Source organism: Mesorhizobium sp. RCAM 05099 (genome assembly GCF_059683685.1).
In genome coordinates, this window is record NZ_CM185035.1 from 5,248,594 (window position 1) to 5,267,012 (window position 18,419).

18 protein-coding genes and 2 pseudogenes are annotated in these 18,419 nt (G+C 63.1%); 1 reads left to right on the forward strand and 19 read right to left on the reverse strand.

Annotated features, from left to right (window positions below; all coding sequences use genetic code 11):
* Positions 1-60 precede the first annotated feature (60 nt).
* The 5 genes from AC56QQ_RS25975 to AC56QQ_RS25995 all read right to left on the reverse strand — a co-directional run bounded on the left by AC56QQ_RS25975 (position 61) and on the right by AC56QQ_RS25995 (position 4,195).
* Entirely contained in the window at positions 61-924 is an 864-nt protein-coding gene (locus tag AC56QQ_RS25975) for an amino acid ABC transporter ATP-binding protein (RefSeq protein WP_497123902.1), read from the reverse strand.
* A complete protein-coding gene (locus AC56QQ_RS25980; protein WP_489860157.1) occupies positions 921-1,577 on the reverse strand; it encodes an amino acid ABC transporter permease in 657 nt (218 codons plus the stop codon). The genes AC56QQ_RS25975 and AC56QQ_RS25980 overlap by 4 nt, the downstream gene beginning before the upstream one ends.
* 75 nt (positions 1,578-1,652) lie before the next feature.
* Positions 1,653-2,495, reverse strand: coding sequence for a transporter substrate-binding domain-containing protein (locus tag AC56QQ_RS25985; RefSeq protein WP_256750041.1), 843 nt, complete (start codon positions 2,493-2,495; stop codon positions 1,653-1,655).
* Positions 2,496-2,518: 23 nt separating this feature from the next.
* Positions 2,519-3,511, reverse strand: a complete 993-nt coding sequence (locus AC56QQ_RS25990; RefSeq protein ID WP_497123903.1) for a proline racemase family protein — start codon at positions 3,509-3,511, stop codon at positions 2,519-2,521.
* Between the two features lie 3 nt (positions 3,512-3,514).
* Complete coding sequence (locus tag AC56QQ_RS25995; RefSeq protein WP_489860154.1) at positions 3,515-4,195, reverse strand: GntR family transcriptional regulator; 681 nt, start codon at positions 4,193-4,195, stop codon at positions 3,515-3,517.
* A 111-nt stretch (positions 4,196-4,306) separates the two neighbouring features.
* On the opposite strand from AC56QQ_RS25995, the gene AC56QQ_RS26000 reads away from it, so the two are divergent.
* Positions 4,307-5,737 (forward strand): NAD-dependent succinate-semialdehyde dehydrogenase, encoded by a 1,431-nt coding sequence (locus AC56QQ_RS26000; RefSeq protein WP_497123904.1) that lies wholly within the window; start codon positions 4,307-4,309, stop codon positions 5,735-5,737.
* Between the two features lie 97 nt (positions 5,738-5,834).
* Here the strand turns inward: AC56QQ_RS26000 and AC56QQ_RS26005 are convergent, their stop codons facing one another.
* The 14 genes and pseudogenes from AC56QQ_RS26005 to AC56QQ_RS26070 form a co-directional block, all read right to left on the reverse strand.
* A complete protein-coding gene (locus tag AC56QQ_RS26005) occupies positions 5,835-7,043 on the reverse strand; it encodes a xanthine dehydrogenase family protein molybdopterin-binding subunit (RefSeq protein ID WP_497129126.1) in 1,209 nt (402 codons plus the stop codon).
* Positions 7,044-7,070: 27 nt separating this feature from the next.
* Positions 7,071-8,203, reverse strand: a pseudogene (locus AC56QQ_RS26010) (xanthine dehydrogenase family protein molybdopterin-binding subunit); the annotation flags it as partial.
* Between the two features lie 3 nt (positions 8,204-8,206).
* Positions 8,207-8,665: a (2Fe-2S)-binding protein gene (locus tag AC56QQ_RS26015; RefSeq protein WP_497123905.1), complete on the reverse strand. Its 459-nt coding sequence runs from the start codon at positions 8,663-8,665 to the stop codon at positions 8,207-8,209.
* Between the two features lie 28 nt (positions 8,666-8,693).
* Positions 8,694-9,554 (reverse strand): FAD binding domain-containing protein, encoded by an 861-nt coding sequence (locus AC56QQ_RS26020; RefSeq protein WP_497123906.1) that lies wholly within the window; start codon positions 9,552-9,554, stop codon positions 8,694-8,696.
* A 63-nt stretch (positions 9,555-9,617) separates the two neighbouring features.
* Positions 9,618-10,217 (reverse strand): biotin transporter BioY, encoded by a 600-nt coding sequence (locus tag AC56QQ_RS26025; protein WP_497123907.1) that lies wholly within the window; start codon positions 10,215-10,217, stop codon positions 9,618-9,620.
* A 31-nt stretch (positions 10,218-10,248) separates the two neighbouring features.
* The gene (locus AC56QQ_RS26030) at positions 10,249-11,292 is read right to left on the reverse strand and encodes an ABC transporter permease (protein WP_497123908.1); all 1,044 of its coding nucleotides are present in this window, start codon (positions 11,290-11,292) and stop codon (positions 10,249-10,251) included.
* Positions 11,289-11,414 carry a hypothetical protein gene (locus AC56QQ_RS26035; protein WP_497123909.1) on the reverse strand — a complete coding sequence of 42 codons (126 nt, stop codon included), beginning with the start codon at positions 11,412-11,414 and terminating at the stop codon, positions 11,289-11,291. The genes AC56QQ_RS26030 and AC56QQ_RS26035 overlap by 4 nt, the downstream gene beginning before the upstream one ends.
* Positions 11,411-12,805, reverse strand: a complete 1,395-nt coding sequence (locus AC56QQ_RS26040; protein ID WP_497123910.1) for a sugar ABC transporter ATP-binding protein — start codon at positions 12,803-12,805, stop codon at positions 11,411-11,413. Before AC56QQ_RS26040 ends, AC56QQ_RS26035 begins: the two co-directional genes overlap by 4 nt.
* A gap of 61 nt (positions 12,806-12,866) precedes the next feature.
* Positions 12,867-13,915 (reverse strand): annotated as a pseudogene (gene torT, locus AC56QQ_RS26045) (TMAO reductase system periplasmic protein TorT).
* An 82-nt stretch (positions 13,916-13,997) separates the two neighbouring features.
* Positions 13,998-14,969, reverse strand: coding sequence for a 5-oxoprolinase subunit C family protein (locus tag AC56QQ_RS26050; RefSeq protein ID WP_489860145.1), 972 nt, complete (start codon positions 14,967-14,969; stop codon positions 13,998-14,000).
* On the reverse strand, positions 14,959-15,834 hold the full coding sequence (locus AC56QQ_RS26055) for a 5-oxoprolinase subunit B family protein (RefSeq protein ID WP_497123911.1): 876 nt from the start codon (positions 15,832-15,834) through the stop codon (positions 14,959-14,961). The genes AC56QQ_RS26050 and AC56QQ_RS26055 overlap by 11 nt, the downstream gene beginning before the upstream one ends.
* Positions 15,834-17,219 (reverse strand): acetyl-CoA carboxylase biotin carboxylase subunit, encoded by a 1,386-nt coding sequence (locus tag AC56QQ_RS26060; protein ID WP_497123912.1) that lies wholly within the window; start codon positions 17,217-17,219, stop codon positions 15,834-15,836. Before AC56QQ_RS26060 ends, AC56QQ_RS26055 begins: the two co-directional genes overlap by 1 nt.
* Positions 17,216-17,458, reverse strand: a complete 243-nt coding sequence (locus AC56QQ_RS26065) for an acetyl-CoA carboxylase (protein WP_256750055.1) — start codon at positions 17,456-17,458, stop codon at positions 17,216-17,218. Before AC56QQ_RS26065 ends, AC56QQ_RS26060 begins: the two co-directional genes overlap by 4 nt.
* Entirely contained in the window at positions 17,455-18,261 is an 807-nt protein-coding gene (locus tag AC56QQ_RS26070) for a 5-oxoprolinase subunit PxpA (protein ID WP_497123913.1), read from the reverse strand. Before AC56QQ_RS26070 ends, AC56QQ_RS26065 begins: the two co-directional genes overlap by 4 nt.
* Positions 18,262-18,419: the final 158 nt, after the last annotated feature.

The following is an 18,419-nucleotide window of genomic DNA, read 5'->3' on the forward strand; positions in this document are numbered from 1 at the left end:
TTGGTGCGGTCCCGTTGCCGACGATGGCCACTTGACTGTTGTGCGTGAAGCGGCGTGCCTTCAGCACGCCTTCTCGGCCTCACGCGCCTCGAGGAACGGGCGAAGCAGATCCGCCGATTCATGGAAGCGTCCGACAAAACTCTTCAGACGCGGATGTTCGGGATGCAGCAGCACCTTGGACGGTGGCCCTTCCTCCGCGACCAGCCCCTGATCGAGAAACACGACCCGATCGGCGAGCTCGAAGGCAAAGCCCAGTTCGTGGGTGACGATCACCATGGTCATGCCGCTCTTGGCCAGTTCGACCATCGCCTTCATCACCTCGCCGACAAGTTCGGGATCGAGCGCCGAGGTCGGCTCGTCGAACAGCATGACCTTGGGCTGCATGGCCATGGCCCTGGCGATCGCAACGCGCTGCTGTTGGCCGCCGGAAAGCTGGCGCGGATATTTCTCCACATGCTGCGCCAGCCCCATGACATCGAGAAGCTTCAGCGCCGTTTGACGCGCCTGCTCCTTCGGCTCCTTCTTGACGATGACCGGGCCTTCCATGACGTTCTGGAGCGCCGTCATGTGCGGGAAGAGGTTGAACTGCTGGAACACCATGCCGGTCTTCGAGCGTATCCGGTTGACTTCCTGGTTGGGTATCTGTGAACGGCCCTTGCCGTCAGCTTCCTTCTGGAACAGAACGTCGTCGCCGATGACGATGCTGCCGCTGGTCGGTGTGTTGAGCAGGTTGATGCAGCGCAGCAGCGATGTCTTGCCCGATCCGCTGGCGCCGATCAGCACGACCACCTCGCCTTCGACGACCGAGAGGTCGATGCCGTTCAGCACGCGCTTGTCGCCGAACTTCAGGCAGATGCGATCCAGCCGCAGCACCGGCTTGTCGCTCTTCTCCGGCGCGGGGGCATTCGATTGGGTAATGCTCATTTTACGCTGGCCCCGCTCTTTTCGAGTTTCCGGGACAGCAGCGTCAGCGGAACCAGGATAATCAGGAAGATGACGCCAACGGCGGTGTAAACTTCCATCGGCCGATAGGTGAAACTGCTGATGTAGCTGGCCTGATAAAGAAGGTCGGGGACCGTTATCATCGACAGCAGCGTCGTGTTCTTCATCTGGATGATCGACTGACCGGCGAGCGGCGGGATCATCTTGCGAAAGGCCTGCGGCAGAATGATCCGGCGCATGCGCTGGCCATAGGACATGCCGATGGCGGTCGCCGCATCCGTCTGGCCGGGATCGACCGACTGGACGCCGGCGCGCAGGATTTCGGCGTAGAAGGAGCCGACGTAACAGCTGAGCCCAATGAAGCCGGCCCAGAATTTGGTGACATTGATGCCGGCGAAGATCGGGAAAGCGTAGTAGACCCACAACAGCGTGACGAGCAGCGGAATGTTGCGGAAGAACTCGACATAGATCTGGCCGAGGATGACCAGCGGCTTAAACGTGCTCAACTGGATAAGCCCGATGAACAGGCCGATCAGCATGCCCGCACCGATCGTGATCACGGTGAAGTAGATCGTCATCAGGAGGCCCTGCCAGAGCAGCCCGATATTGTTGGTTATGACTGTATAGTCGAACATAGCGTCCTCACTGGTTCGATGCACGTCCAGTGGTGGCCTGACCGCCGCGCTGTGCGGCGGTCAGGCTGTTTACGATCAGAAGCTGAAGCCTGCCGGAAGGATCGACAGATCGATGCCACGGGCTTCCCACGAGCGGGCAAGCTTGCCCTGGGCGAGGCCGAGCGAACGCTCCTGCAGAATCCAGTTGGTCAGGAAGTTGATGAAGCCGGCGTTGCCGGGCTTGCGCGCCACGGCAAGCGTTGCCGGATTGCGCAGGATCGGCTCGGGAAGCGACACATTGCCGATCTTCTGGTTGGTGATCTGCAAAGCGTCGAAGATGGAGAAGACGACGCCATCGGCGCGGCCAGCCTGGAGTTCCATCAGCGCCAGGCCGCGATCTTCCACCGGCGTGATTTTCGCCTTGGGCAGCAAGGCTTCGGCGACGACCTGCATGGTGCTGCCCTTCTGGACGACGACGGTCTTGTCGGGCGAGTTGAGTTCGGCCCAGGTCTTGACCGGCTTGCCGGGAGGCGTCAGCACGGCCCAGGCGTCGGTGAACAGCGGCTCCCACAGATAGTCGACGACGAGACCGCGCTTCGGGTTCGGATTGACGCCGATGGCGATGTCGATCTTGTTGGACTGGAAGTCGGCGGCCAGGTTGCCCCAGGTCGTCTCGACAGGCTCGAGCTTGACGCCGAGTTGGGTCGCGATCTCGCCGAGGAATTCATAGTAGAAGCCGCTCCACTGGCCGGTGGCCGGGTCCTTGATGTAGCCCGGCTCCTCGCCGGTCATGACCGGCACTTTCAGCACGCCGCTGGCGCGGATCTGTTCGATGACAGCGGATGGATTGTCGTCGGCCGAAGCCGCGATGGGTGCCGAGAGCAGGCCGAGGCCGATGGTCAAGGCGGCCATGAACGTACGAATGACTGTGAGTTTCATTTCATTCCCCTTTTGTTGGTTGGTTAGCGGCACAAAAATCCCTGCGAGAGAGGATCGCCTTTCTCGAAGAAGATGGTCTGGGTCGAGGTGATGAAGGCGGCGCCCTCGATCTCGACAATCATCGCCTCCCGGCCTTCGGCCCGGACGCGCTGTTGCAGGCGCGCCTCGAACGGAATGCCGAGTATGTTCCTGGCGTGGTAGGTCTGGTCGGGACCAATCAGCCCCTTCTCCAGCAGAAAAGTCAGCCGCGCCGAGGTCCCGGTGCCACAGGGCGAGCGGTCGAACTTGTTCGATTCCAGAACAAGGAAATGCGTCGCCGAGTTCTCGCTGTCGGCATCGTAGAACAGCACGCTCGGCGCAGCCGCGCCGGCAAACAGCGGCATGTCCTGCGTTGCCGCCTTGATCGCGTCCTTGATCCTGGCGCCCGCCCGCATCAGCGTCGATGCGCCGTCTGGAACAAGCTTGAGGCCGAGCGGTGCTGCGTCGACCAGCGCATACCACATGCCAGCGTAGACGATTGCGGCATCGAGCGCGCCAAGCTCTTCGACGGCAACGCTCAGATGCTCGAGCCCGACATAACTTGGGACATTGGCAATCCGCACGCGGTCAAGCGAGCCGTCTTCATTCCAGATCAGATGAACCGTCACGATGCCGGCCGGCGTTTCCAGCGTGAAACTGTTGCCCATTTCAGCGCTGATCTGCCCGGTGAAGGCCAGCGTCCTGGCAAAGCCGATCGTGCCGTGGCCGCACATGTCGAGATAGACATAGGACGAGATGAAGAACGCGCCATAGTCGGCGGCATCCGACTCAACCGGCACCAGGCCGACCATGGCCGCATGGCCGCGCGGCTCATGCAGCAGTGCCGGGCGGAGATGATCAAAGTGCTGACGAAAATGGTCCCGCTTGTCCCGCACGCTCGAACCGGCAAGCTTCGGGACGCCGCTCAGGATGACTCGCGTAGGATGACCGGCCGTATGGGAATCAATGACGCTGAACGCTGACAAAATGGTGGTCACGAACTAGCCCTCTCCGAAGGCGTCGCGAATGCCGGCCCGCATGCTTTGCCAGATTTCCCGAATGAGGTTTTCGGTCATCGCCTTGGCGCTTTCGCCATCGCCTTCGGTGATCGCGTCGTAGATGCGGGCCGTGTCATCCAGGGAGAGCTGGATGATCTTCGGATCCTTCTCGTAGGCGTGATAGCGATACCTCAAGGCCTGCTTTTCGAGCCCGCCCAGCAGGCGCGTCAGCGTCTTGTTGCCGGCAAGATCGTAGGTCAGAAAGGATCCGCGCACGTCGACGATGAAGAACTGCCGAGCGTCGTTCCTGGACTGCGCCTCCTTCAGTTCGGACAGCAGGATCTTGAACTCGGCTTTCTTCTCGATGTCGGCGGATTCGGCGGCCTGCTTGGCGACCAGTCCTTCCAGCTCGATGCGGCACATATAGACCTCATCGAAGTCTCGCTGCGACATCGGCGAAACCCAGATGCCGCGCCTGGCCTCGCGCATCACCAGGCCATCGCGCTCAAGCAGCCGCAATGCCTCACGCACCGGCGACCGGCTGACGCCGTACCGTTCGGCGACCATTTCCTCGGTCAATCGCTCCCGGGATTTGATGCGGCCGAAGATGATCTCTTCCTCCAGCATCTCGGCGAGATTCTCGGGGATGGCGACCGACAATTTCTGAATGCGCGCTAAAATCATGTCGACACCATACTGTATACAATGTACAGGTCAAGCCATCGCGGTGATTTCTTTTGACGTGCAATCTGCCGGCGGCCTTCCGCGGACCGCCGGGCTGGAAAGGGCCAGGACATGTATCCAGAGACGATCGAGCTGCTGATTGACGGCGCGTGGTGCCGGGGATCGGACGGCAAGTCCGAACCGTTGATCAATCCCGCCACCGAAGAGGTGCTGGCAACCGTGCCGCATGCCACGGAGACCGATCTCGACCGCGCTCTTCTGGCCTCGGCCAAGGGCTTCAAGCTGTGGAAGGCGATGACCGCGATGCAGCGCTGGGCGATCATGGACAAGGCCGCCGATCTGATCGAACAGCGCAAGGACACCATCGCCCGCATACTGACGATGGAGAATGGCAAGGCGCTGGCCGAGGCCACCGGCGAGGTGCAGTTTGCCGCCGATGCGACCCGCTGGTACGCGGAAGAAGGCAAACGCGCTTACGGGCGCATCGTCCCTGCCCGGCTGCCCGGCGTGCGGCAGATGGTCTTCAAGGAGCCGGTCGGACCGGTCGTCGCCTTTGCCGCCTGGAACTTTCCGGCCAGCAATGTCATCCGCAAGATTTCGGGCGCGCTTGGCGCCGGCTGCTCGATCATCCTGAAGCCGGCGGAGGAAACGCCCGGAACCGCCGTGGCCATCGCCCGCTGCTTCCAGGACGCCGGACTTCCAGCGGGCGTGCTCAACATCGTGTTTGGCGAACCCGCCCGGGTCTCGTCCTATCTGATCGCCTCACCGATCCCGAAGAAGGTCTCGCTGACCGGCTCGACCGCGGTTGGCAAGCTGCTGCAGAAGCAGGCCGCGGACACGCTGAAGCGATGCACCATGGAGCTTGGCGGCCACGCCCCCGTCATCGTCCATGAGGACGCCGATCTCGAAAAAACACTCGATACGGTCGTCGCATTCAAGTTCCGCAATGCCGGCCAGGTGTGCACCTCGCCGACCCGTTTCTATGTGCACGAGGCTGTCTATGACCGTTTCATCGACGGCTTTGCCACCCGCGCCGAAAAGCTCAGGATCGGCGACGGCCTCGACGCAAACGTGCAGATGGGGCCAATGATCGCGCCGCGGCGGCTCGATGCCATGGACGCTTTCGTCAGCGATGCAACGGCGAAAGGCGCGACTGTCGTCACCGGCGGCAAGCGCATCGGCAACAAGGGCTATTTCTATGCCCCGACATTGCTGAAGGACGTGCCTGACACGGCGCGCATCATGTCCGAGGAGCCGTTCGGGCCAATCGCCCCGACGACCACCTTCTCAACCTTCGATGGCATGATCGAGCGGGCAAACTCGCTGCCTTACGGGCTGGCTTCCTTTGTCTTCACCCGCAACCTCAGCCTTGCCCAAAAAACCGAAGCGGCGCTGGAAGCCGGCATGGTCGGCGTCAACCATATGATGGTGTCGACGCCCGAAACGCCCTTTGGTGGCGTCAATGAATCCGGCTATGGCTCGGAGAGCGGCATCGAAGGCCTCGACGCCTACCTGCGGACGAAGTTCGTGACGGAAATGTAGTTGCCGCCAGTGCTTCCGCGACAACCGCTCGCTCGACGCACCCCCCGGCAGACGGCCATTTGCGCGCAGGAAGGGCGCGGAGAGGATTCCTCATCGATCAGCGGGGCCTGGGCCTCATCAGCACATTGTCCCACCAGTTATCGGCGATGTGAGGCAGTTCGACGGCAGGTTCCCTGCCCAGCAGCAGCCCCAGCACACGCGGCGGCGTGAGCGGCATTTGCTGGACACGGCACCCGGTGGCGTTGGCGACGGCGCAGGCGACGGCTGCCGGGGGATTGAGGATGGGCACCTCGCCCGCGCCCTTGGCGCCGAGCGGGCCAATGGAAGGCGCGCCTTCGTAGAGGTCGATCTCGACAGGCACGGTATCCAACGCGAGTGGGACGCGATAGGTCTCGAGGCTGTCCTGCCGGATGCACCCGTCCTCGCCGATGGTATGCTCTTCATGCAGCGCATAGCCCAGCCCCTGCGTGACCCCGCCCTGGATCTGGCCGTGGATGGCGCGCGGGTTGAGCGCCCGGCCGACATCCTGCACCACCCTGTAGCTCAGGATTTCGACGTGGCCGGTGTCCGGGTCCACGGCGACCTCGCAATCATGGACGTTGAAGACGGGAATATCGATTGCGTCTATGAAATGGCCCGCCGCGCAGCCGGGCATCGCCGGCACGCCGGGATTGGTGAACGAGCCGCTGCCAACCACTGGACCGGTCAACCGGTGCGCGTGCTGGACCGCCTTGGCAATGGTCATCCCCGATCCCTCGATCCCGGCGATCTCAACCCGACCATTGTGCAGGACCAGCCGTTCCGGCTGGGTCTGCAGCAACTCGCTCGCCGTATCCAGGATCTTGTTGCGTACGTTCGCAGCAGCGGCGAGGCTCGCCGCGCCGACGGAGACGGTCGTGCGGCCTCCGCCGACACCGAGATCGAAACCGGCTGTATCGGTATCGGCATTGCGAACGATCACGTCATTCGGATGAATCCCGAGCTCATGGGCGACGAGCTGCGGCAACGCCTGCACCATCGTGCCCTGGCCAAGCTCGACCCCGGCGGTGATGAGCGTCGCGCTGCCGTCGGCATTGAGGTTGATGGTGGCCGTCGAGGGTCCGACGAAGATGAACCAGGTGCCCACCACGGTGGCCCGGCCGTACAGGCGCCCGCCCGCCAAGGGCTCCTTGCTGGGAGACGCTTCCCGCAGCTTGGCCATCCGATCAAGCATCGGGCCGAGCACATCGCCTTCGAAGACCTGGCCCGTTGCGCCAAGGTCTCCGTCGCCCAGCACGTTCCGCCGTCTGAATTCGAGCGGATCCATCCCGATGGCCTGGCAGATCTCATCCGTATGCCGCTCCAGCGCGAATGTGTTGTAGACACCGTTGCAGGCGCGAAAGGCCCCGTTGGGGGAGTGTTGGTGTAGACGGCACGGCTCGCCAGCTTGACCGAGCCAAGCTTGTAGTTGCCGCCCAGCGTGTGCGCCGTCATCGTCGTGAGAAAAATCTGCTCGCCGCCATAGGCGCCGCAGTCCATCAGCACGACGGCTTCGCGTCCAGCGATGTCGCCGCTTTGGGTCACCGCGGATCGGATCTTGATTTCGGCGTTTTCGCGGCAGAGGCAGGTCAGCATCTCCTCCTGCCTCGAATAGACGAGGCGCACTGGCTGCCCGGATTTGCGCGCCAGGATCGCGGCATAAGGCTCCAGCGTACAGTCGAATTTCTGACCGAACCCCCCGCCCACGGGCGGCACCGTGACATGCACCCGAGAGGCAGGAACACCAAGCAGCTTCGCCGTCATGTTGCGAACCGTCCACGGAACCTGTGTCGACGTCTCGATATGGTAGCGACCGTCCTCGTAGGAAGCGACGACGGCCCGGGGTTCGAGCGAGACATGGTTCTGCCGGCCGACCCGAAAGCAGCTCTCCACGACGACGACGTCATCGCGGGCGAATGCCGCCTCGGTATCGCCCCGGACCACCGTCGCTTCCCAGGCAACGTTGCCGCCACGAGCGCCGCCTTCGAACAGTACCTCGTAGTTCTTCCAGTCGGGGTGGACCAAGCGAGCGCCGGGCGCCAGCGCATCGGCCATGGTGAGCACGATGGGAAGGGGTTCAAGTTCGACTTCGATCGCGCGTGCCGCCGCCTGGGCTTGCTCGTAAGTATCGGCGGCCACCGCGGCGATCTGCTCGCCATGAAAGCGGATGACGCCCGAGGCGAAGAGCGGATGATCGGCGATGCCGATACCGTGCATTCCCGGGGCGTCTTCGGCAAGCGCTATGGCGCGCACGCCAGGCATTTGACGGGCGCGCGTGATGTCGATCTTCAGGATGCGGGCCGACGCGACCTCCGATCGCAGGATCGCCGCGTGAAGCATGCGCGGCAGCATGCGATCGACAGTGTAGCGGGTACGCCCGAGCAGCTTGTCGCGTGCGTCGCGCCGCGGCAGGTTCATCGTGACGTTTGACGGGTCCGCGATTGCCATTGCTCAGCTCCGCTTCGCCAACGCCACGGCCGCATCGACCAGGCGCTCGTAGCCGGTACACCGGCAGATATTGCCGACGAGCGCCGCCTTGATTTCATCCCTCTCGGCCCGCGGGTGCTCCTGAAAGAAGCTCGTGAGGACCATCAGGATACCGGGAAAGCACATGCCGCATTGGACGACGTCGTGCTCTTCCATGATCCGCTGCAGAGGCGATAGCCCGCCCGCCGTCGCAAGCGATTCGACCGTGCGGACCTCTCGTCCTTCGACCATGCCGAGTGGCACCAGGCAGGACACCACCGGCTGTCCATCGAGATGGACGGTGCAGGCGCCGCAGAAGCCCTCGCGGCATGCGACTTTCGCTCCGGTCAGATGGAACTCGTCCCTCAACACGTCGACAAGCGGCGTGAGCGGTTCGGCTCGCGAGACTCGGTCTTCACCATTGACAACGAGACGCAAGGACATCGGCTTGATCTCTTCCGGGGTACGAGCTTCAGGACTGCTCTTGAAGGGCGAGCACGGCGCGGCGCACGAGGCTGGGAAGCACCTTCACCCGATACCAGCCAGGCGCCTCGACGCCTTCCCGGCCCAAGAAATCTCCGCAAAACCGCTCGGCTTGTTCGGCCGCGCGGCGTGGATCGAGGCTATGGCCGACAAGGCTTGTTTCGAGCTGCTCCCAGCGGCGCGCAACGGGTTCGACCGAGCCGACCACCACCCTGGCGCTTTCGACGACGCCGGTCGGGTTCAAGGTCGCCGCCAAGCTCACGATTGCCACGGGGTAATCTCCCGCCTTGCGCAGCGGGAGCCTTATATGCGCCGAGCGCCGCGTCGTGCGTGGAACGATCACGCGGCGGACGAGACGGCCGGGCCCGATGCCTGCCCTCACCTCCAGGAAACGCTTCACCGTCATCCGTTCGGACCCTTTCGCACCTTCGATTTCCAGTTCGGCATCGAGGCATATCAGGGCAGGCACCAGATCAGCCGCGACAAAGGCCAAAGCACAGAGATTTCCGCCAATGGTGGCAACGTTGCGGACTGCAGGATTTGCGGAGTTGGCGGCGGCCTGTGCCAGCGCGCGGCATTCGGGCAAAGACCCAAGCGAGCTTGCCATTTCGGCATGGGTAACGCAGGCACCTATGCTGATCTCGCGTTCGAGAATATCCAGCCGCCGCAACTCATCGATCTTGGAAATCGCCACATAGGACAGGTCGCGCCGCTCGTGCCTGAGCGGAGCCCGCATGATCCAGGTCGCGCCGGCAAGAGCCGCTCCAGCCGACCCGCGATCGGCAAGAGCGGCTATCGCATCGGCCAGCGACGTCGCTGCATGGAAGCGCTCTCCATTCTCTTCGGGCACGCTATTGGGTCCCTCCTGCCGGATGGATCTGAGGATCGCTGCGCAACCTTGGCAATTCCGGTTTCAGCGATCGCCGCCGCGCGTCCGGCCAACAAATTTCCAGGCCAGTGGCAGGACCGCGGTGGCAAGCGCCAGCTTGAGCAGATCGCCGAGGACGAAGGGCGTGAGACCCCAGGCCAGGACCGGCTTGTCCCACCCAACGACGGTGCCCAGCCAGGAAAGTCCGAAGGCATAGATGACGACCGTTCCCAAAAGCATGGACAGCGCCGTCGTGACGATCCTGCGATCCCAGCCGTGGCTGGCGAGGAAGCCGCAAAGTGCCGCGGCGGGCAGATAACCGAGGAGGTAGCCGCCGGTCGGACCGATCATGTAGGCGAGACCGATGCCTTTTTCAGGCGTTCCGGCGAAAACCGGAAGCCCGAGCGCGCCTTCGATGAGATAGAGAGCGACTGTGGCAGCGCCCAGCCGCCATCCGAAACTTGTTCCGATCACCAGGACGACAAAGGTCTGCATGGTCATCGGCACCGGGTAGAACGGAACCTGCGTTTTGGCTGACAGCCACAGCGCCAGCGATCCGGCGATGGCCAGTACACCATTCCTGAGCGCCGTAGTGCGGTCGGAGAATGCCTGTTCTGCAAGCGTGGGATAGGTTGAGGAAATCATGGTCTTTCCTTTCGGTGTTGAGTGATTGCCGTCAGCGGTCGCCGACCAGCATGCGGTAGCGGAATTGGTCGAGGATGACGGCGAGCACCAGCAGCGAGCCGAGCAGCACCATCTGCATGTACGAGCCGATCTGGGCGATGTTCATGCCGTTCTGCAGCAGCACGATGAAGAAGGCGCCGAGAACGACATTCTCCACACGGCCCAGCCCTCCCCGCAGGGACACCCCGCCAATGACACAGGCGGCGATCGATTCCAGCGCGATCGTGCCGCCAAGATTGGTTTCGCCGGACTCGACCCGAGCCGTGAGCAGAAGACCGGCGAGAGAGGCCAGCAGCGCGCACAGGACATAGGCCAGGAACAGCACCTGTTTGGTGTTGACGCCCGAGAGGTTGGCCGCCCTGACATTGCCGCCGACCGCGTAGATGTGAGAACCCAGTTTCGTTCGGTTCATCAAGAGCCAGATGCCAACGATCGCCAGCAAGGCGATCATCACCGGCACGGGAACGCCGAGCACCCGCCCGAAGCCGAAGAAATTGCCGAAATCGTAGGGCAGTCCGGATATCGGAACGCCGCCGGTCAGGAACAGCGCGATGCCCGCACCGACCGACTGCACGCCAAGGGTCATGATGAACGGCGAGACGTCGAACTGGGCGATACCGAGCCCGTTCAGGCATCCGATCAGCAGCGCGGCACCCAATCCCGCACCGGCGCCAAGCAGGATCGCCAGCCAGATCATGTCCGGCATGACCGGCGCGAGCGCGACCATCGCCATCGCCGACACAACCGAAGTCATCGCGATCGCCGTGCCAACCGAGAGATCAAAACCTCCGGTAATCAGGACCAGCATCTGACCCAGCGAAACCAGAACCAGATAGACAGACTGCCTGGCGACGTTGGTCAGGTTCTGGATCGACAGGAACTGGTTCGAGATCAGTGAGAAGACGATCAGCGAAAAGACCAGGAAAAACGGCAGCACCCCGACACGCAGGAACACGAATCTTATGGCCGCCAGCAGAATGGTGGCGCGGGTTCGCGGCACCCCCGCAACCTCGGTTCGGCTGCTCTGAATGGTCATGGCTGGATTCCCGTCTCCGCAAAGAAATATTTCAGGACATTTTCCTCCGCGATCTCGGTGCCGGTGAGTTCGGCCGACACCCTGCCCTTCGAGAACACCAGCAGGCGGTGCGCAAGGTTCATACCTCCGGCAGGTCGGAGGAGATCACCACCACCGCCTTGCCGGCCTCGGCGATCTCCTTGATCAGCCGGTACAGCGCGGCGCGGGTGCCCATGTCGACGCCGACCGTCGGCTCATCGAAGATGTAGATGTCCCGCTCCTCGCCAAATCCCTTGCCGAACAGCACCTTCTGCTGGTTCCCGCCCGAAAGCTTCGAGACAATGCGGCCCATATGGGCTGAAGCAATGCCGACGCGCTCGCCGATCTTGTCGGCCAATGCCCTTGCGCGACGCGGCGCAACAATTCCGAGGCGGCCCACGATCTCGGCCCGGCCAAGCAGGCTGAGCTTGATATTCTCGCGTGCCGTCGCCGCCAGTTGCAGGCCCTCGCCCTTGCGGTCAGGCGGCAAATAGTAGACGCCGCCGCGCAGCATATGCCTCGTCGCCGCATGGGTCACGTCGCGTCCCTTCAGAGTGACCGTGCCTGACCGGATCGGCTGCAAGCCAAGAACGCTGCGCCAGATCCGCGACTTGCCGCTGCCGACCAGGCCGGCAATCCCCAGAACCTCGCCGGCACGCACATCGATATCAACGCCATGGAAGCCGGCGCCGTGCATCCGGCGCAGCGTCATCAGCGTCCTGCCATCCGGCTGGCGGCCGATCTCGGGATAGATCTGATCGATCGCCCGACCGGTCATCAGCTCGACGAGCGTCTTCTCGGAGGTGTCGCGCGCCGATACCGTCCCGATCAGCCGGCCGTCCCGAAGCACGCTGATGTTGTCGGCGATTTCGCGGAATTCCTGGATGCGATGTGAAATGTAGATGATGCCGACGCCGTCGGCCTTCGCCTTGGCTATGAAGGCGAAAAGCTTGCGCGTTTCCTTCTCGGTGAGCGAGGCGGTCGGTTCGTCGAGGATCAGGACCCTGGCCTTGCCCAGAAACACCTTGGCGATCTCAACCATCTGCTGCTCGGCACGCGACAGAGTGGAAACGCGCCGGCGGATGTCGATCTCGAAGCCCAGGTCATGGAACAAAGCGCGTGCGCCCTCGGCCATGGCGCGTCGGTCGGTCAAGGGACCGCGCTTGAGCTCGCGGCCGAGATAGACATTCTCGAAAACACGCAATGTCGGAATCAGCGAGAATTCCTGGAACACCGTGCCGATGCCATGTCTGGCGGCGTCATGCACCGAGCGCAGTTCGACTTCCTGGCCGTCGATGCGCAGCGAACCCGATGTCGGCCTGTAGAGGCCGGAGAGGATCGAGATGAGCGTCGACTTTCCGGCACCGTTCTCGCCGAACAGCACATGAACCTCTCCGCGCTCGAGCCTGAAATCGACGCCATCGAGAGCCTTCACGCCGGGAAACTCCTTCGAGATCCGGGTCATTTCCACGAGTGGAGTGTTTGCGTTGTCCATTTGCCAACCTGGTCGATCCGGTCCCGCCTTGCCTGGCGGAACCGGACAGCGCTTGTCGCGATCAGTTCACGTTGAAGACCGGCTTGTACCCATCCGGCGGCAAGATGTTCGTCGGCGAAACGTCCTTGATATTGGACGGATCGACAACAAAGATCTTCGGACCGACGTGCTTGATGTAGTCCTTGCCTTCCAGGATGCGGACGGCCTGGTCCACGGCAATGCGGCCCTGGATGACCATCGAGTCGGCAGGGGAAGCGAGAATGAAGCCGCGCTTGATGCCCTCATAGACGCCAGGCGTCATGTAGAAGGACAGAAGGTCGACCTTGCCTTGCAGGCCGCGCTCGCGAATGACGCCCTGCGCGGCTTCCGCCGTCACCGCGGTGCCCGCGATGTAGCGGATGTTCGGATTGGCCTGCAGCGCGTCCTCGACGAGCTTCAGCTGCACTTCCTTGCCAGTGTCGCCGAACTTGGGTTCCAGCACCTTGACCGCGGAGCCCTTGACGGCATCGAGGAAGCCCTGGTTCGCCGCGCCCACCCAGCCGGCACCCGCCGGTCCGGGGAACCAGCCCACCTCCACCTCTTCGCTGCCCGCCGGATGTTTCTTGGCCAGATAGGCGCCGGCTTCCGAGCCCATCGTGTAGAAGGACACCAGCGACTTCGCCGAGATGTCCGGCGATGAGATGCCGTTGATGACGTCGATCACCGGGATGTTCTTCTTGTGGATTTCCGAAACGAGATTGTTGAGGCCGTCGGCGGAGATCGCGCCGATGACGACCGCTTGCGCGCCGGCGGCGACGCAATCCTCGATCTGCGAAATCTGCTTGTCGAGCTCGGTGTAGCCGCCGGCTTCGAACAGGTTCATCTTGACGCCGAGCCGCTTGGCCTCCTCCGCCACGCGTAGTCGACACCCAGCCAGTAGGCGTCCTTCATATGCGGAAAGGAAACGCAGATGTTCCAGGGTTTCGACGCCTTGTCGAGCGGCACGTAGGTGACATCGACCGACTTGCCGTCGGCCGCAAAAGGCGGCTCGATCTTGGCCGCGTCGTATGGATACCAGTCGGCGGCATAGGCGGCGCCGGTAATCAAAGTCGCCGCCGTCACAAGCATCATTTTTCCGAGATTTTTCATGTCATTCCCCTTTCTTGTTATCGACCGCCGCCTCGAGGACGGTTCGGCCGCACTTACCCAAATGTCAGTTGAAAACGCTCCTGATCCTGTCGAGCAATGCCGCCCGGTCGGCGCGGGCTTTCAGCGCGCCGTCCATGTCGACCTTGACGAAACGCGTCGGTGTGTTCGGCTGCAGCTGGCCGATCAGGTCCATGTCGGCCGAGACCACGGTGCCGACCATGAAGTAGCCGCCGCCCGAGACCGCGTCGCGGTGCAGGATGATCGGCTCGGTGCCACCCGGCACCTGGATCGAACCGTAGGGATAGCAGCTGTCGACGATGTTGGAGGGATCCGACCCGGCTCCGAACGGCTGGTCGCGTTCGACGAATTGCAACGGCCGGCCGCCGCGGAAGCGATAACCCATGCGGTCTGCCTCGGGCGCCACCTTCCATTGGTCGTCGAAGAAGTTCTGATGCGACTGCTCGGTGACGCGATGCCAATAGAGGCCCGGCAAGACCCGCAGTTCGGCCGGCATTCCCGGTCGCCGACGCAAGGCTTCCGGGACGCTTCGGCCTTCCTTGCCGGAAGTGGCGTTGCCGACAGGCAATTCGTCACCCTTGGCGATGGCGCGGCCCTTGAAGCCGCCCAGCGCGCCGATCGGGTAGGTCGAGCGGCTGCCGAGCGCGATCGGCACGTCGATGCCGCCAGCGATTGCGATGTAGATGCGCGCGCCTGTCTTCAGGAAGCCAAAGCTCAGCACCTGGCCAGCCTTGACGTTCAGCCCGGTCCAGGACGGCTTTTCCTCGCCGTCGAGCTTGATCGGCATGTCGGCACCGGTCACCGCGATCAGCGCGTCGCGGGTGAATTCGAGCTGCGGCCCGATGAACACCGCCTCCAGACCGGCCGCACCCTCGTCATTGCCGACGATCAGATTGGCGGCGCGCAGCGCCAGCCGGTCCATGGCACCGCCGATCGGGATGCCGAGATGGAAGTAGCCGGGACGGCCGAGATCCTGAACCGTGGTCGAAAGCCCCGGATTGAGTACCTTAACGGCCATTGATCATGCCCTCCAGCCTGGCGTTGTAGCCGTCGATGTCCTTCTGGAATTCACGCAGGTCGAAGGTGACGTCACTGATTGCCGGGGCAAACCGGCCGGCGGCGACTTCCTCGACGGTATGGTCGTATTCCTCGCGGCCGATCGGCTTGAACTTGACGATGTCGCCCGGGCGGAAGAACACCATGAAGTCACGGAGGTAGCTGGTCTTCTGCTCGGGATCGAAGATCGGCATCGGCGTGATGCCGAACATCTGATAGCCGCCGGCGCCGCGCACGGAATAGATGCAGGAAAAGCAGCCGCCATAGCCAATGGTGAGCTTTGGTGTATCGGTGCGCGGCCTGAGATATTTCGGCACCTGGATCTGCCGCGGCCGGTCGACCATCTGGTACATGAACGGCAATCCGGCGACAAAGCCGACCATCGACACGAACCAAGGCGAGCCGGCATGGGCGGCGATGAAGTCGTCGACCGTGGCGTAGTTGTTGATGCGGGCGGCGTATTCGAGATCGGTGGCTTGCGGATCCTGGTGCCGCTCGCGGAACCGCATCAGCGTCTCGTGCGTCCAGGGATCCTGGTAGAACACCGGAATTTCGATGATCCTGGTGGCGATGACCGGATCGGTCTTGCTGGCCGCACTTTCGATGGCCTGCACCTCGCGCAACATGTCGTCGGGCCGGATGATGTCGGGATTGAACTTGATCTGGAACGAGGCGTTCGCCGGGCAGATCTCGGTCACGCCTCTGATCTGGCTTTCGCGCACGGCATTGGTCATCGAGAGGCTCTTGAAGAACGCCTCCAGCGACATGCTCTCGTCGCATTCGACGAAGAGATGCTCATCGCCACCGAATGAATAGCGGTTCTTCATCAGGCCACCTCCCTCGCGCCGCCTGCCGAAGCGGCGAATTTTGTTTCCAGCCAGTCCTCGAGAAAACGCGTATGGAAGCGCCCGGCCGCCACGTCGGCATCGGCGGCGAGCGCCTGATGCAGCGGCACGGTCGTTGGAATGCCGGTGATCCTGAGACCGGCAAGTGCCGTACGCAGCTTCGCCAGGCAGGCGGCGCGATCGGCGCCATGCACGATGAGCTTTCCCAAAAGCGAATCGTAGAAGGGCGGCACCGTGTAGCCGGCAAACAGCATGGTGTCGAAGCGGATGCCCTCGCCCTGCGGCACGACGAGCGTCTCGACGGTGCCAGGACCGGGCATGAAACCCTTGTGCGGGTCCTCGGCGTTGATCCGGCATTCGATGGCGTGGCCAGCAATGGAAATGTCTTCCTGCCTGACCGACAGAGGCTGGCCACCGGCGATGCGCAGCATCTCCTGCACGAGATCGAGACCAGTGATCATCTCCGTCACCGGATGCTCGACCTGGATGCGGGTGTTGACCTCGATGAAATAGAAGTCGCGGCTGGCGTCATCGTAGAGATATTCGACCGTTCCGGCGCCGCTGTAGCCGACCGAGCGCGCCAGGGCGACGGCGCTGTCGCACAGGCTCTTGCGCACATCGGCCGGCAGTCCGACGGCCGGGGCTTCCTCCCAGACCTTCTGCCGGCGCCGCTGCAGCGAGCATTCGCGCTCGTAGCAATGAACGAAATTCCTGCCGTCGCCGAGGATCTGCACCTCGACATGACGCGCCTTCTCGATCACCTTCTCGATGTAGAGGCCGCCATCACCAAACGCCGCCGCGGCCTCGGCCGAAGCTTGCGGGAAATGACGCTCGAAGTCCTCAAGGGTGTGTGCGATGCGGATGCCCCTGCCGCCACCGCCGGCGGCCGCCTTGATCATCACGGGCAAGCCGATGCGCTCGACGATCGCCGCCGCCTCGGTGATGTCGGAGACGCGCCCGTCGCTGCCGGGCACAGTGGGCACGCCGGCCCCGGCCGCGACCCGGCGCGCCGCCACCTTGTCGCCAAGCAGCCGGATCGCCGAGGCGTCCGGCCCGACGAATTTCATTCCCGCCGCAACCACGGCTTCGGCGAAGTCGGCATTCTCCGACAGGAAGCCGTAGCCCGGATGGATGGCATCGACCTTCGCCGCCTTGGCCGCCGCGAGCACCGCCTCGATGTTCAGGTAGGATTTCTTCGCCGCCGGCGGCCCTATGTCGATCGCCTCGTCGGCCAGTTGCACCGCCAGCGAGCCGGCATCGGCGTGGCTGTACACCTGCACTGTCCTCAGCCCCAGGGCCTTCGCCGCGCGGATGATCCGCACCGCGATCTCGCCTCGATTGGCAATCAGGACGGAACTGATGGTCATGCCTCGACCTCGGCAAGCGCCTGGCCGGCCATGACCGCATCGGCGTCGTCGACGAGGAAACGGATCGCCTTGCCGTCGATGCCGGCCGTCACTTCATGGAAGGACTTCATCACCTCGACAACGCCGATCACATCGGTGGCGGAAACGGCGTCGCCATCGTTCTTGAACGGCGCGCTGTCCGGCGATGGCCTGCGGTAGAACATGCCCGGCAGCGGCGACTTGATTTCGGCTTTGCTCATTTTGATCCCCTTGCGGCATGGGTCTGTTGGGCGGACACTTCCGTCACCGGTGCGATCCGGATCCCGTTCGCGACCAAGGCGGAACGCATGGTGGCGGCGATCTCCAGGCAACCCGGCGTGTCGGAATGAAAGCAGATCGACTCGAAATCGATGTCGATGTCGGCGCCATCGACGGTGCGGACCTTGCCCTCAAGACAGGCGCGCACGACCTTGTCGGCAATGCCGGCCGGATCGAGCTTGCCGACATGCCGCGTGAACACGATCGAGCCGGAACGATCGTAGTCCCGATCGGCATAGAATTCCCTGATTACCGGTTGGCCGGCTTCGAGCGCGGTGCGATAGGTCTGCGACATGCCCATGCAGAAGACGAAGGCATTGGGCGCCACGGTGCGCATCAGCTTGATGAAGGATCGCGACAACGCCTCGTCTGCGGCGAGTTCCATATAGAGAGCGCCGTGCGGCTTGACATGCTGCAGGACGGCGCCATGACGCCGAGCAAATTCCCTGAGCGCTCCGATCTGATAGACGATGTCGTTGACGATCTCGTCGCTGCTGCCATTGATCTTGCGGCGGCCAAAACCCTGCAGATCCCGATAGCCCGGATGCACGCCGATACCGACGCCGTGCTGGGTCGCGAGCCGCACGGTGGCGTCCATCAGATTGGGATCCCCAGCGTGGAAACCGGCGGCGATGTTGGCGGAGCTGATCAGTTCCATCAGCCTGGCATCGTCGGTGTCGCTCAGCCGCCATTGGCCGAACGCTTCACCCATATCGCAATTGATGTCGACAACCGTGACTGGCACGTTGCTCCCTTTGCATTCGTGCGCCGATCGACAGCGCGGTTCCCGTCTTCTTGTTTTTTTGAACGTTAACGCGGCAGCGCGACATTGGAAAATTCTATTCTCAGAATTTGACTTTCTGATTTCCAGATACCTATAAGCGATGCGGCTGGAAGAGAAAG